This window comes from Streptomyces sp. NPDC054932, assembly GCF_053610205.1.
Genome location: NZ_JBSGXU010000208.1, coordinates 1 through 13,872, shown reverse-complemented (window position 1 = coordinate 13,872; position 13,872 = coordinate 1). Strand labels below are relative to the sequence as shown.

Sequence of the window (13,872 nt, the reverse complement as noted above, 5' to 3'; positions counted from 1 at the left end):
GTGCTGTTTGCATCCGTGGCCGGTCGGACTGCACGCCCCGCCGGCCTCACATCGAATCCTGCCCTCGAAGAGGCGGGGCCCGAAGACGGCAAACGACGATCTAGGTTGCTGAACTGTCGCTACAGTAGGGCTTCTTGATGCCAACGGTTCGTCAGATGGTGGCACCCAGGGGGACACGTGGACGTTGTGGTGAAGATCGAGGCTGGTCAGGCGGACGAGCTCCGCAGGATCGAGACGGCTTTGCGCGAGGAGCTGGAGGAGCAGGGCGTTCAGGTCGACCGATCCGTCACCGAGGTCGAGCAGGGCGCGCTCGGGGCCATGGAGGTACTCCAGTTCTTCGGAGAGAACGTGATGCTTCCCGTGCTGGTGCAGGCGCTCTATGACCACATCGTGCAGCGGCTGCGCGAACCAGACGGAGCCGCCCTCAAGGTCCATGTCATCCGGACCGACCATCCCGACGGCACCCGCCGCTCCGAGCTCACGCTGGAAGGGGAGGCGAAGGAAGTGGCCACGGTTCTCAAGGAACTGCGGTGAACTCCGACGAGGAGAAATGCGACCCTTCCCGCTCCAGCGTCCTGCTCATCGGCTGTGGCACATACCCGAGGTCCAACCTGACCCCCGTCCCCGCAGCTGAGAACAACCTCGCCGGGCTCAGGGCGGCGTTCCAGGACGCGGAGCTGTGGGGAATGCGGCGTGGCCGGGTGGCGGACGAGCCCGACCCGACACGGTCCGACATGCTTGACTCGATCGGAACGAGCTACAGAAGTTCCGAGCGCGGTGGGATCTTCGTCCTCTACTTCGTGGGCCACGCTCAACTCCACGACGGCATGCTCTACCTGGCGGCGAACGACACCGGGAACCTCGCCAACCCCCCGGCCTCGATGGTGTCGATGGCCGAGGTCTTTCAGGCGGTGGCCCGGGAAGGCGCGAGGGCCGAGCGGAAGCTGCTCATCCTCGACTGCTGCTACGCCGGCCGGGCCATCCGCGCCGTGCCGGGAGAACCCACACCCGCCGGTGGTGAGCGCGGGTGGTACATCATGGCCGCCACGTCGGAGGAACACACTGCGCTCGGCGACTCCGGGCGTAAGAACACCTTTTTCACCGGGGCCCTGCTCAAGGCGTTCGAAGGCGTCAAAGAAACACGGGCCAGCCTGTCCCCGCAGTGGGTGTTCGATGCCGCGAGCGAGATGCTCGCCGGTTCCGCCGACACGGACACGACGAAGCTCGTACCACACCAGTCGACGGCTACCTGGGCAGAACGGCCATGGCTGCGCAACCGCTTGCACATCCCGGCCCCCCGCATCCCCCACACCTACGCGTCGGTTCCCGCAGCGACCGCCGGATCCCAGGCGCCCTTGCCGGACGGCTTTCGGGCCTGGCCTGCTCCCGAGGCCAATTTCACCGGCCGCGCCGAGGAACTGGAAGCCGCTCTGGGGCGTTTCGGGCAGCGCACCGTGCTCCCGGTACACGGGCCCCGCTACGCCGGCAAGTCCGCGTTCGTCCGACAGCTGCTGGCCGCCCCCGGCCTCAAGGACTCCGCGCCGGCGGAACAGCCCTGGCTGTTACTGGAGATCACGATCCTCAACGCCAGCGCCGAGTCCCCGGTGCTGGAAGCCCTCGCCTCCGCGTTGGAGATCCGCCGCCAAGACTTCGACCAGGACACCGAGGCTGACGGCGACCCCCGTCGCGAACTGGTCATCGACCGGCTTCGGGAACTCGCTCGTGGGCGCACACTGCTCCTCGTCATCGACTGCGGGCGCCTGGGTTACGACTCCCGCCAGATCAGCGGCGAGCTCGACCAACTGCTCGCGCACCCCTACTTCCGCGACACGGCCAATATCGTCATCTCCCGCGTCCGACTCGCCGTCAACGGAGACGACCAACTCGACCTCCAGGTCCCCGTCCGGCTGGAAGAACTCCAGCAGCAGGAGGCCGCCGAGCTCCTCACTGCGCTCATGGCCCGCGAACGTGTGACGGTCGACGGCGACGACGTCCTGAGCCGCATCGAGGACAGCCGGCTGAGGCTCCCGGGCGTACTGAACGACAGTGCGAAGGGTTATCTCAGCAGCGCCGACCGTGCCACGAGCACGCCCGACCCGGCCACCGTGGCCACCGCCCTGCTGGAGGGTACCGCGCCCAGCGTGGCCAAGACCGTGCTGGAGCTCGATTGCCGCCTCACCACCGGGACAGCCGCACCGCACAGCCCGGAATCACTCGCGGTCCTTGTTGTGTGGGCCCTGTCCGACCAGCTTCCTCTGCCCCGCCAGGTCCTGGAAGGCCCCTCCGTCGGCTTCCCGCGCCGCAAGCTGGCGCGGCTGGAGGACGCACGCGTCCTCTCCTCCAGTGACTCGGGGGACCTCATGCTGGGGCAGGCCAGCGAGCAGGCGCTGCGTTCTCTGGTCATCGCAGCACTGACCCGGGGCGAGGCCGCGGAGAACCCGCCTGCTGAATCAATCCTGGAGCCCACGCTCCTCGACAGTCTGTTTCCTTCGGCGCTGGATGTCGCGGAGCTGGATCGTCGCCTTGCGGCAGCCGCAAGCCCGCTGCTGGTCACTGCCGCCGGGGCGGTGGATGCCGACGACGACAAGGCCCACAACGCCTTCCAGATGAAACTCCGCTCGGCTCTCGGGTGGATCGAGGACGAAGGCGGCAAGAGGCTCCCGTTGCTGCACGACGTCATCTGCTCCCTCGTCGTGGCGCCCGCCGGTGACGCCCCCTATCTGCCGGCGTCGGCGGACGGTATGGCGCAGCTGACAGACAGAAGCGAGCAAGCCGTCGACGGGTCCGACGAGCTCGAGCACCTGATCGGCGCGCAGGCAGGCGAGGACGACGTCGCACCGCTCGCCGCGCTCTACCGCCTCTATCACGCACTGGCCTCCCTTACGTTCGCGGCCCGCGCCCAGGGCGCGGCCGCGGAGACGAGTCAGCGGTTCGTCGCCGCCGCTGAGGGGTTCTCCGCTGCTCTTGCCGACTGCCAGGCCGAACAGGTTCCCCACACCCTGCTGCGCTCTGCAGACACTTCACTGGCTCTCACGGGCAAACGGCTGCGGCTCGGGGAGCGTCTCCTTGACGTCCGGCTGGCTGCCGTTGACGCGCTGCTCCTCGGAGCCCGACAGCGCGGCCCCGGACAAGCGGGCCGTATCACCCTGGCCGTTTCCTGGCTGCTCAACACGGCCGACACACTGGTCAATGCGGACCGGCTCGGCGAAGCCCAGGAACTCGTCGGGAAGTCCGCCGACCTGGTGGCCGACGTGCTTCCTGAGGACGGCACACCACGCAGCGTCTACTCGCGGCTTCAGCTCCGCAGCCGCATTGCCCGAGTACGCAGTCGAGTTCTGCCGGACCCTGCACAGAGCCGCCGCGAACTGGTCGACGCGGTACAGAACGTGATGGCGGGCATGGAACTCGCGCACGAACTGGGTGAACCCCTGTCGCTCTGGTCCATGCGTCTGTTCGACTCCGCCATCCTCCTCCTGCGGCAGAGCTTCACCGACGAGGAGATGATCGATACGCGGTCCCTCGTGATGGACGCGCTGGAACGATGCTGGGGCGACCGGCGCTCCTGGCCGTCGAGCATCTGCATCTCCGCAGCACGCTTTCTGCGAAAGGTCCACGTGCGGTGCAGCGATCCCGCGCTGAACCAGAACGGGGCCCAGGAGGCTGTGGAGCTGCTGGCCCGGCTGCTTGCCGCGGGGCAGGGAGAAGCCGTGGAGTCGGTCAAGGGAATCCCCCACCTCCCCTCTCCGTCCGGATGCGCCATCCCCTCGCTGAATGATCAGGAGACGGCCAACGTTCTCAGCTCGATGGCGGCGGCTTACGGATTCCTTGCCCGTACCCTCCGGGAGAACCAGCGGTTCGGTGCAGCACTTGATCGGCTGACGAAAGCCGAGGAATTTGCCCGCGCCGCGGTGGAGCTCGTGCCCACTGCCTTCTCGTACTCGGTCTGGCTCAGGCAGATCCTCGACATCCGGCGAGCCCTTCCCCGCACCGGATCGGCCGGCGAGGACGCAGAGAAGCAGCGTCGGGTCTGCGTCAAGGCGGTACGCAACTGGTTGGCCGGAAGGGACGTTCGCTCGCATGCCCACGCGCTGCTCGATCTCACTTGTCTCGACTCCGACTGGTCCGAGGAGGGCAGTTTGCGCCGTGCCGCCCAGCGGCCCGGGGAGGACTTCCTCCGGTTGCATCCGGTCGTGCAGAGGCGTCTCATCGAGGCGATCTACCGCGAGCGGCAGCAGAAGCTGAAGGCACACCGTCACCGCTACGGCCCTTCGGTCGAACTGTGCGCCCTGGAGACGAGGTTGGAACGGGAGTACCGGCGCTGGACGGGTGTCCTCGACTTCAAGGTCGCCAAGGACCAAATGAAGAAGGGCATCGGCCCCGGCCCCGCCACGAAAGCACCGCAGGTCGACAACACCCCGCTCTTCGCGCTCCTCGGCGAGGCCGCAGCTCTCTGGCCGGGTGACGCTCGGCTGATCGCCGCCGAGGCCCGCTTGCACCGCTACATCTGGAACTACAACGAGGCCATCACGCTCTACGAATGCCTCGCCCGCACCGCGCCGAACGGCGAGATCCAGCGCGCCGCCCGTTTGTCCGCCGCAGAAGCGATGCTTGCCGACGTGGAATACGTGGCCCCCGACCGCCGGCCTGACCGGCACCCCCGACTCATCGGCGCACGAGACCACCTGAACGCCCTCCTCGGCCGCAGCAGCCGCGTCGGCCTGGCCGTGGTCCTCCGTGAACGGGTCGCCATCCGCCTGGGCGAGCCGGTGAACTGGGAGCCCATCGACGCCGCCTTCGAGGCGATCGTCGGCGGCAACTACGCCGGCACGGTCGGCCGTTTCCTGGACCGCCGCCACTACGGGCAGGATTCGACTCATGGCCGTGTCGGCAACAGGGTACGCATCACCACCAAGGGTGGTGCTGAGCCGCCGGAACAGTACGGGCTGCGGGAGCTGCTTGACGAGTTCTTCGACGGTCAGGCCCACCACAAGGGCACCGCCGGGACCGACTCGGGCAGCGCGTGTGAGACCTCTCCAGAGATTGGAGCCGCGGACGCCCTGGTGGGTGAGGAGGACCTGGGGCAGTTCACCTCGGAACTTCTCGGTGAATTGCTGCTCACGGATTTCACCAGCGTGGAATTGCTGGGCGGGCTCGGAAAGCTCTATCTTGACCGCGCCGTCGAGTCGATCACCCGCCACCACACGGAGCACGGGTCCGATCCGGCGCCCGACTCCGGCACCGCCATGGATGCCGCAGGCCACGCCCGGCGGGCCTATGACTGCTTTGATGCCTGCCGCGTCCTCCAGGAGGCGCACGGCAGCGAGTCGATCGTGACGAAGTTCGAACGAGGACGCGCCATCACGCTCGCCGCCAAGTTTCTGCACAGTCCGGACCCGTTCCCGCCGGCCTTGCTTCAGGGGAGAGGTCCACAGATCCGACAGGCATTCTTCCTTCTGCACGCAGCTCGAGAGCACAGTGTCAGCAGGTTCAACGCGGTCTGCTCCACCGTGGCGAGGGAGAACAACGAGGTGCAGGGGCGCCTCGGCCTGCGATAGGTCGAAGCGCCTGGACAGCGATCACCGAGGGAACGACAAAGCGCCGGGCCACGGGACCGTCCGTGACTCGGCGCTCTGGTTTGTTACCGCCCGACGGTGCGAGGCTGGCGCGACAGGACGTTCGCACCGCCGGGCGGAGTGTATGGGGAGGTGTGTGCCTGCGCGTGCAGGGGGCTCTGTGCGTAGCCCCTGTACGCGGAGGATTTGGCTGGGACCGTGGCGGGCGGGCGACGAGAACTCCGGCGTCGTCTCCCTCAGGTCAAGAGACGGGCCTCGGAACCCATTACCACCGCACTGGCTCGCACGCTCGCCACGGTCCTCGTCCTGCCCTCGCCGCGTACCACCCCTCATCCGGGTCCACGGGTCGGGCTGAGCACCCGGGGCCTGACCTCCCGTCAGGCCCCCGGTACAACTGGGCGGCTCAGGCGTCGCGCAGGGCGCGGACGGCCTCCTCGACGCGCTTGCCGTAGTCGGCGTCCGCGGCGTGGAAGTGAGCCAGGTTCTTCTCGATGACGTCCTCGAGGGTGACCTGAGACAGGCCGCCGGCGATGTTCGCCACCAGACGCTGCTTCTCGGCCTCCGACATCAGGCGGTAGAGCTCACCGGCCTGGAAGAAGTCGTCGTCCTTGGTGTGGGCCGGGGCCTCGTGGGTGCCCGTGTAGCCGGAGACGGCCTTCGGGGCGCCCAGCGCCAGACCGGTCTCGGCCGGACCCTGGTACGAGTTGGGCTCGTAGTTCTTGTCGTGGCGCGAGCCGTTGCGCAGCGCCATGACGCCGTCGCGGCCGTAGTTGTCGGCCTTCGTCGCCTTCGGGGCGTTGACCGGCAGTACGGTGTGGTTCACACCGAGGCGGTAGCGCTGGGCGTCGGCGTACGCGAAGAGGCGGCCCTGGAGCATCTTGTCCGGCGAGGCGGTGATGCCCGGGACGAAGTTGTTCGGGGAGAAGGCGGACTGCTCGACCTCGGCGAAGACGTTGTCCGGGTTGCGGTCGAGGACCAGACGGCCCACGCGCTGCAGCGGGTAGTCGCTGTGCGGCCACACCTTGGTGAGGTCGAACGGGTTGAAGCGGTAGTCCGCGGCCTCGGCGGCGGGCATGATCTGGACGTAGAGGGTCCAGCTCGGGTTGACACCGCGCTCGATGGCCTGGAGCAGGTCGGTCTGGTGCGAGTTGGCGTCCTTGCCGACGAGCTCGGCGGCCTGCTCGCCCGACAGGGAGCGGATGCCCTGGTTCGTCTTGAAGTGGTACTTGACGAAGAAGGCCTCGCCCTGCTCGTTGGTCCACTGGTACGTGTGGGAGCCGTAGCCGTTCATGTGACGGTACGACGCCGGGATACCGCGGTCACCCATGAGCCAGGTGATCTGGTGCGTCGCCTCGGGGGCGTGCGCCCAGAAGTCCCAGACGTTGTCCGGCTCCTGCTTGCCCGTGAAGGGGTCGCGCTTCTGGGAGTGGATGAAGTCGGGGAACTTGATCGGGTCCTTGATGAAGAACACCGGGGTGTTGTTGCCGACGAGGTCGTAGTTGCCCTCTTCGGTGTAGAACTTGAGCGCGAAGCCGCGCGGGTCGCGGACCGCGTCCGCGCCACCGAGGGAGTCGGCGACGGTGGAGAACCGCAGGAAGGTCTCGGTCTTCTTGCCGACCGTGTTCAGGAACGCCGCGCTGGTGTACGGGGTGACGTCGTCGGTCACCTCGAAGTAGCCGTACGCGGCCGAGCCGCGGGCGTGCACCACACGCTCCGGGATGCGCTCGCGGTTGAAGCGGGCGAGCTTCTCCAGGAGCTGCTGGTCCTGGACCAGGAGCGGGCCACCGACGCCGGCGGTGGCGGAGTTCTGATTGTCGGCGACCGGGGCGCCGGACTCGGTCGTCAGCGTGCGCTTCGACATGGTGACCTTCCGTACGGGGTAACTGCTGACGGAAAGCGTCTTCCGTCATGCGGAACAGCCTAATTTCGGCGAGAACTAAACGTCAACAGTTTGTTGAACGAAGTTGAGAGTGAGTGGTGATCCGGACGGCGCCGGCGCTTGGGCGCGACAGGACAGGTGTCAGCACCGGCGCCATCCGGAGACTCAGATCCCCTGCGGGAGGGGAAGTGCTCAGACCTGAGCGCCGGAGAGGCGCTCGACGGCACGGAGCAGGGCCGAGTGGTCCAGGCCGCCGTCACCCTGGGCGCGCAGCGAGGCGACCAGCTGGGCGACGACCGCGCCGACGGGCAGGGCGGCACCGACGTTGCGGGCGGCGTCGGTGACGATGCCCATGTCCTTGTGGTGAAGGTCGATCCGGAAACCGGGCTTGAAGTCGCGGTTCAGGAAGTTGTCCTTCTTGCGGGTCAGCACCGTGGAGCCGGCCAGACCGCCGTTGAGGACGTCCAGGGCGGCCTGGAGGTTCACGCCGGACTTCTCGAGGAAGACGACGGCCTCGGCGCACGCCTGGATGTTCACCGCCACGATGAGCTGGTTGGCGGCCTTCACGGTCTGGCCGGAGCCGTGCGGACCGCACAGGACGATGACCTTGCCGAGGGCCTCGAGGACCGGGAGGGCCTCGTCGAAGTCGGCCTGCTCGCCACCCACCATGATCGACAGGACGGCCTCGATGGCGCCGGCCTCGCCGCCGGACACCGGGGCGTCGATGACGCGGATGCCCTTGGCGGCGGCGTTCTTCGCCAGGTCGACCGAGGTCTGCGGGGTGATCGACGACATGTCGATGATCAGCGCACCGGACTTCGCGTTCTCCAGGATGCCGTTCTCGCCGTAGGAGATGGCCTCGACCTGGGGGGAGGCGGGCACCATCGTGATGATGACGTCGGCGTCCTTGACGGCCTCGGCGATCGAGCCGGCCGCGGCGCCGCCGGCGGCGGCCAGACGGTCCAGCTTGTCCTGCTCCAGGGTGAATCCGGTGACCTGGTAGCCGGCCTTCAGGAGGTTCTCGGCCATGGGGGAGCCCATGATTCCGAGGCCGATCCACGCGATCTTGGGGAGGTTGCTCATGATGAGGGTCCTTCTCTTAATGCTTTGTACGAAAAGTTCGTGACGTGCCTGGCCGATTGCCCGGACTTTGTCCGCCTACTTCGCGGCGCGGGCCTCGGCCGGCAGCCATGCGAAGGAAGCGGCAGCGTCGGCGGCCTTGTACTCCAGGCCTACGTAGCCCTCGTATCCGGCCTTCTTCAGCTGGTCGAGCAGCTCCTCCAGGGGCAGCTCGCCGGTGCCCGGGGCACCTCGCCCGGGCTTGTCCGCGATCTGGACGTGCCCGGTCTTGGCGGCGTACTTTTCGATGACCTCGGAGAGGTCCTCATCGTTCATCGCCAGGTGGTACAGGTCGAGCAGGAACTTGGCGTTCCCGAGGCCGGTGGCCTCGTTCACCTTGTCCACGACCTCGATGCCGGCCGGTGCGCTCACCAGGGGGTAGAGCGGCGACTCGGGCTTGTTGAGGGTCTCGATCAGGAGGATCGCGCCGACGCGGTCCGCGGCCTGGGCCGCCACGACCAGGTTCTTCAGCGCGAGCTCGTCCTGGACGGCCGGGTCCACGCCTTCGACGCGGTTGCCGTACAGGGCGTTCAGCGCCTTGCAGCCCACCGAGGCCGCGAAGTCCGCGGCCACGTTGATGTTGGCGTTGAAGCGCTCCGACTCCTCACCGGGCACCGAGACCGCGCCGCGGTCCGGGCCCGGCAGCCGGCCGGCGTAGAAGTTCAGTCCCACCAGCTGGGTGCCGGCGTCCTCGAGGGCCTTCTTGAGGGCGTCGAGCTCCTCCTGTGCGGGGGTGGGGGTCTCGATCCAGGGCCACCACAGCTCGACCGCCGTGAAGCCCGCCGCGGCGGCAGCCGCGGGGCGCTCCAGGAGCGGGAGTTCCGTGAAGAGGATCGAAAGGTTCACATCGAAGCGCTGGTCCGTGTATCCCATGAGGGGTGTGCGCTCCTTCCGTATTGCGGAAGTTATTTTCTGCTTGATGGAAGACTGCATGGGGTTCCGCGCCGATGTCAAGTGCGGGCTCCCGAAAAATCCCGACCGCGGGGTAGCTTGACGGCGTGCGATTGAGAGTGGAGTTCACGACCGAGCCCTTCGATCTGGAAGAGGCTCCTGCCCATGCCGTGGCGGCCCGCGAGGTCATCCAGAAGGCCCAGCTGGATGCGGTGGATGTCGGCCCGTTCGGCAACACCGCCGAGGGCGAGGCCGACCGGGTGCTGGCCGCGGTGGGCGCGCTGCTGCGCGACTCCCTGGAGGCGGGCGCCACGCGTGTCTCGCTCCAGGTCAATGTGATCGGGGAGGACGTGTCATGACCGAGCCCCGTGACCACCCCTTCATCACCGCGGTCAAGCCGCTGGTGGACGCCATGGGGGGCGAGCTGATGGATCCGGCCCTGGCGCAGCCCGACGACGTCGTGCTCGCCTGGGAGGGCCAGGACCTGCTGGCCGTGCGCCTGCCCCAGCTCTCGGACTCGCTGGATCACATCCTGGCGGCCCTCGAGCGCCGGTACGGCGTACCGTTGGCGCAGCTCGACCGGAAGTCCAAGCAGGACGTCGTGCGGATACTGGAGGCGCGGGGCGCCTTCTCCGTGCGGCACGGTGTGGAAACGGTCGCGGGCGCCCTGGGCGTGAGCCGCTTCACCGTCTACAACTACTTGAACAGGGACTCGAACGCCCCGAAGGGTGCAGGCAAGAGCAGCCAGGAGTGAACGGTTCCTGACTCATGGTGACGAGCCGCCGCCCAATTCACCCGGGCGGCGGCTTTTGTGTACGGGAAGTTTCAACAAAGTGTTGACGCCGTGTTGTGGAGGGCGTTAGCTATGCGCAGCCCGTCAAAGCAACAACAGGCCACGGAGGCCTACCGTGACTTCGAGTCCGACCCCGGGTCTCACCCGGTTCAACACCTTGGACGACAGCGCGGCCACGGCCGAGCTGCACGAGGTGTGCGCCAGCTCGGCGTGGGGGAGCAAGATGCTCGCCCAGCGCCCCTTCGCCACTGCAGAGTCCCTGTTCGCCGCGAACGAAGCCGCCATGGCGGAGCTCACCGCGGACGACCTGGGCGAAGCGATGGGAGGCCACGCGCCGATCGGCCGGCCGAAGCCGGGGGACCCGACCTCCGCCCGCGAGCAGCGTGGCATGGCCGGTGCCTCGGAGGAGCTCAAGAACGAACTCCTCGAGCTGAACCTGGCCTATCAGGACAAGTTCGGCCACGTCTTCCTCATCTGCGCCACCGGTGCGACCGGTGAGTTCATGCGTGACGCGGTCAAGGTCCGGATCGACAACTCGCCGGAGCAGGAGCGGGAGACCGCCCGCGGCGAGCTCGTCAAGATCAACAAGATCCGCCTCACCCGTCTCGTCGAACTCGCAGAAGGAGCGTGACCATGAGCACCGAGACCACCGCGTCGGTGTCCACGCACATCCTGGACACCAGCATCGGCAAGCCCGCCGAGGGCGTCGCCATCTCCCTGTCGGCCCGCACGGGACTCGACGGTGAGTGGGCGGCCCTGGGCGGCTCCGCCACCGATGCGGACGGGCGCTGCAAGGACCTGCCGGCGCTGCCGGAGGGCACCACCCACGTGCGTCTCGATTTCGAGACCGAGACGTACTTCTCCAAGAAGCAAGCCGAGGCGCAGCAGGACGCCCCCCGCGTAAGGGACAGCGGTGCGTTCTTCCCCGAGGTCACCATCACGTTTGCGGTGAACCCGGGCGAGCATTACCACGTACCGCTGCTGCTCAACCCGTTCGGCTACTCCGTTTACCGAGGGAGCTAGCATGGCCACGATTCTGGGCCAGAACCAGTACGGCAAAGCAGAGAACCGCGTCGTCAAGATCACGCGGGACGGCGACACGCACCACATCAAGGACCTGAACGTCTCGGTCGCCCTCTCCGGCGACATGGACGACGTCCACTACTCCGGCTCGAACGCCAACGTCCTGCCGACGGACACCACCAAGAACACGGTGTACGCGTTCGCCAAGGAGTACGGCATCGAGTCCGCCGAGCAGTTCGGCATCCACCTGGCGCGCTGGTTCGTGAACAGCCAGGAGCCGATCCAGCGCGCGCGCATCCGGATCGAGGAGTACTCCTGGGACCGGATCGCCACCTCGGACGCCAACTCCAAGTTCATCGGCTCCGACGAGGTGAACCACTCCTTCGTCCGCCAGGGCATGGAGACCCGCGTCACCCAGATCACGTACGACGGCACGAACTGGGAGGTCATCTCCGGCCTCAAGGACCTCGTCGTCATGAACTCCACGAACTCCGAGTTCTGGGGTTACGTGAAGGACAAGTACACGACGCTGAAGGAGGCCTACGACCGCATCCTGGCCACCCAGGTGTCGGCTCGCTGGCGCTTCAACTGGTCGGACGACGAGCAGCGGATGCCCAACTGGGAGAAGTCCTACGCCGAGGTCCGCAAGCACATGCTGCAGGCCTTCGCGGAGACCTACTCCCTGTCGCTGCAGCAGACCCTGTACCAGATGGGTTCGCGCATCATCAACCACCGTTCGGAGATCGACGAGGTCCGCTTCTCGCTCCCGAACAAGCACCACTTCCTCGTCGACCTGGAGCCCTTCGGCCTCAAGAACGACAACGAGGTCTACTTCGCCGCGGACCGTCCCTACGGTCTGATCGAGGCGACTGTTCTCCGGGACGGCGTCGACGCCCGCATCCCCGTGGACATGACCAACCTCTGACGCGGCACGCGCGTCCCGGGGCTCCTCAGTGGCCCCGGGACCGCGACACCCCAAGCTTCCTGAATCGGCACCCGGACGTATCACACGGGGCGGCAGTACTGTCAGCTGTCAAGGCCCCCGGCTCCGGCACTCAAATCCCCCGGGCCTTGCCGTGCCCCCACCGCCACTGAAAGCACGAGGAAGTCCCATGGCAGCATCGGCAGCCCATGACAGCGCGGCCCCGCGCATCGTCATCGAAAACTGTGCGATCGCGACCGTCGACGCGAACGACACCGAGTACGCCTCGGGTCACATCGTCATCGCCGGCAACAAGATCGAGTCCCTCGGCGCGGGCAAAGCCCCCGAGAACCTCGAGAACGTAGTCCGCCGCATCGACGGTACTGGGCACCTCGTGACCCCCGGTCTGGTCAACACCCACCACCACTTCTACCAGTGGATCACGCGTGGTCTGGCCACCGACCACAACCTCTTCAACTGGCTGGTCGCGCTGTACCCGACGTGGGCGCGCATCGACGAGCAGATGGCGTACACGGCCGCGCAGGGCTCCCTCGCCGCGATGGCCAAGGGTGGCGTCACCACCGCGATGGACCACCACTACGTCTACCCCACGGGCGCCGGTGACCTGTCCGGCTCGATCATCCGCGCCGCGTCCGAGATGGGCGTCCGCTTCACCCTCGCCCGCGGCTCCATGGACCGCAGCAAGAAGGACGGCGGCCTGCCGCCGGACCACGCGGTCGAGACCCTCGACGGTGCGCTCGCCGACACCGAGGCGACCGTGAAGAAGTACCACGACGCCTCCTTCGACGCGATGACCCAGGTCGCCGTCGCCCCGTGCTCCCCCTTCTCGGTCTCCACCGAGCTGCTGAAGCAGGGCGCCGAGCTGGCCCGCCGCCTGGGCGTGCGCATGCACACGCACGGCTCCGAGACCGTCGAGGAAGAGCAGTTCTGCAAGGAACTGTTCGGCATGGGCCCGACCGACTACTTCGAGTCGACCGGCTGGCTCGGCGAGGACGTGTGGATGGCGCACAGCGTCCACATGAACGACTCCGACATCGCCGCGTTCGCCCGTACCAAGACCGGTGTCGCGCACTGCCCGTCCTCCAACGCCCGTCTGGCCGCCGGCATCGCCCGCGTCCCGGACATGCTCGCCGCCGGTGTCCCGGTCGGCCTCGGCGTGGACGGCACCGCCTCCAACGAGTCCGGTGAGCTGCACACCGAGCTGCGCAACGCGCTGCTGATCAACCGTCTGAACCCGGTCCACCGCGAGCGCGCCCTGAACGCGCGCCAGGCCCTGCGCCTCGGTACGTACGGTGGTGCCCAGGTCCTCGGCCGCGCCGACAACATCGGTTCGCTGGAGGCCGGCAAGTGCGCCGACCTGGTGCTGTGGAACCTGAACACCTTCCTGCACTCCTCGATCGCCGACCCGGTCACCGCGCTGGTCTTCGGTGCGGCGGCCCCGGTCACCGCGTCGTTCGTCAACGGCAAGCAGATCGTCGAGAACAACCGCCTCCTCTTCGCCGACGAGGACGCCATCGCGGTGTCCACCCGGGAAGAGGCCCAGCGCCTCGCGCGGATCTCCGCGCAGGCCTGATCCCACGGAGTCCGGCCGGGGGGGACGGCCCCCGGCCGGCCGCCGCGGCCCCGGTGGCTTATACACATATCCGAGCCC

General features: G+C 67.7%; 11 protein-coding genes. 8 read left to right on the top strand and 3 right to left on the bottom strand.

The genetic code is table 11. The annotated features are described in order from the left end of the window. Positions 1-177 precede the first annotated feature (177 nt). Both ACWGE1_RS35065 and ACWGE1_RS35060 read left to right on the top strand, forming a co-directional pair. On the top strand, positions 178-534 hold the full coding sequence (locus ACWGE1_RS35065; protein ID WP_453424505.1) for a hypothetical protein: 357 nt from the start codon (positions 178-180) through the stop codon (positions 532-534). Next, positions 531-5,555, top strand: coding sequence for a hypothetical protein (locus ACWGE1_RS35060; protein WP_453424504.1), 5,025 nt, complete (start codon positions 531-533; stop codon positions 5,553-5,555). The genes ACWGE1_RS35065 and ACWGE1_RS35060 overlap by 4 nt, the downstream gene beginning before the upstream one ends. Positions 5,556-5,976: 421 nt before the next feature. Here ACWGE1_RS35060 and ACWGE1_RS35055 read toward each other — a convergent pair whose 3' ends face one another. The 3 genes from ACWGE1_RS35055 to ACWGE1_RS35045 all read right to left on the bottom strand — a co-directional run bounded on the left by ACWGE1_RS35055 (position 5,977) and on the right by ACWGE1_RS35045 (position 9,444). Continuing rightward, the gene (locus tag ACWGE1_RS35055; RefSeq protein ID WP_453424503.1) at positions 5,977-7,434 is read right to left on the bottom strand and encodes a catalase; all 1,458 of its coding nucleotides are present in this window, start codon (positions 7,432-7,434) and stop codon (positions 5,977-5,979) included. Between the two features lie 210 nt (positions 7,435-7,644). After that, the gene (locus ACWGE1_RS35050) at positions 7,645-8,535 is read right to left on the bottom strand and encodes a 2-hydroxy-3-oxopropionate reductase (RefSeq protein ID WP_453424502.1); all 891 of its coding nucleotides are present in this window, start codon (positions 8,533-8,535) and stop codon (positions 7,645-7,647) included. A 75-nt stretch (positions 8,536-8,610) separates the two neighbouring features. Next, positions 8,611-9,444 carry a TIM barrel protein gene (locus tag ACWGE1_RS35045; protein WP_386178323.1) on the bottom strand — a complete coding sequence of 278 codons (834 nt, stop codon included), beginning with the start codon at positions 9,442-9,444 and terminating at the stop codon, positions 8,611-8,613. Between the two features lie 125 nt (positions 9,445-9,569). On the opposite strand from ACWGE1_RS35045, the gene ACWGE1_RS35040 reads away from it, so the two are divergent. The 6 genes from ACWGE1_RS35040 to ACWGE1_RS35015 all read left to right on the top strand — a co-directional run bounded on the left by ACWGE1_RS35040 (position 9,570) and on the right by ACWGE1_RS35015 (position 13,794). Further along, complete coding sequence (locus tag ACWGE1_RS35040) at positions 9,570-9,821, top strand: thiamine-binding protein (protein ID WP_383193976.1); 252 nt, start codon at positions 9,570-9,572, stop codon at positions 9,819-9,821. Then, positions 9,818-10,216 (top strand): helix-turn-helix domain-containing protein, encoded by a 399-nt coding sequence (locus tag ACWGE1_RS35035; RefSeq protein ID WP_453424501.1) that lies wholly within the window; start codon positions 9,818-9,820, stop codon positions 10,214-10,216. Before ACWGE1_RS35040 ends, ACWGE1_RS35035 begins: the two co-directional genes overlap by 4 nt. A gap of 154 nt (positions 10,217-10,370) precedes the next feature. Further along, the gene (gene uraD / locus ACWGE1_RS35030; RefSeq protein WP_453424500.1) at positions 10,371-10,886 is read left to right on the top strand and encodes a 2-oxo-4-hydroxy-4-carboxy-5-ureidoimidazoline decarboxylase; all 516 of its coding nucleotides are present in this window, start codon (positions 10,371-10,373) and stop codon (positions 10,884-10,886) included. A gap of 2 nt (positions 10,887-10,888) precedes the next feature. Beyond that, a complete protein-coding gene (gene uraH, locus ACWGE1_RS35025; protein ID WP_030715205.1) occupies positions 10,889-11,278 on the top strand; it encodes a hydroxyisourate hydrolase in 390 nt (129 codons plus the stop codon). 1 nt (position 11,279) lies between these two features. Beyond that, positions 11,280-12,203 carry a factor-independent urate hydroxylase gene (pucL, locus tag ACWGE1_RS35020; RefSeq protein ID WP_453424499.1) on the top strand — a complete coding sequence of 308 codons (924 nt, stop codon included), beginning with the start codon at positions 11,280-11,282 and terminating at the stop codon, positions 12,201-12,203. Between the two features lie 187 nt (positions 12,204-12,390). Beyond that, a complete protein-coding gene (locus tag ACWGE1_RS35015) occupies positions 12,391-13,794 on the top strand; it encodes an 8-oxoguanine deaminase (protein WP_453424498.1) in 1,404 nt (467 codons plus the stop codon). Positions 13,795-13,872 lie beyond the last annotated feature (78 nt).

What these genes read in the sequence shown, in the direction of transcription:
- pucL (WP_453424499.1), top strand. Translation starts at nt 11,280, where the DNA reads ATGGCCACGATTCTGGGCCAGAACCAGTACGGCAAAGCAGAGAACCGC.
- ACWGE1_RS35045 (WP_386178323.1), bottom strand. Translation starts at nt 9,444, where the DNA reads ATGGGATACACGGACCAGCGCTTCGATGTGAACCTTTCGATCCTCTTC.
- uraH (WP_030715205.1), top strand. Translation starts at nt 10,889, where the DNA reads ATGAGCACCGAGACCACCGCGTCGGTGTCCACGCACATCCTGGACACC.
- ACWGE1_RS35035 (WP_453424501.1), top strand. Translation starts at nt 9,818, where the DNA reads ATGACCGAGCCCCGTGACCACCCCTTCATCACCGCGGTCAAGCCGCTG.
- ACWGE1_RS35015 (WP_453424498.1), top strand. Translation starts at nt 12,391, where the DNA reads ATGGCAGCATCGGCAGCCCATGACAGCGCGGCCCCGCGCATCGTCATC.
- ACWGE1_RS35055 (WP_453424503.1), bottom strand. Translation starts at nt 7,434, where the DNA reads ATGTCGAAGCGCACGCTGACGACCGAGTCCGGCGCCCCGGTCGCCGAC.
- ACWGE1_RS35050 (WP_453424502.1), bottom strand. Translation starts at nt 8,535, where the DNA reads ATGAGCAACCTCCCCAAGATCGCGTGGATCGGCCTCGGAATCATGGGC.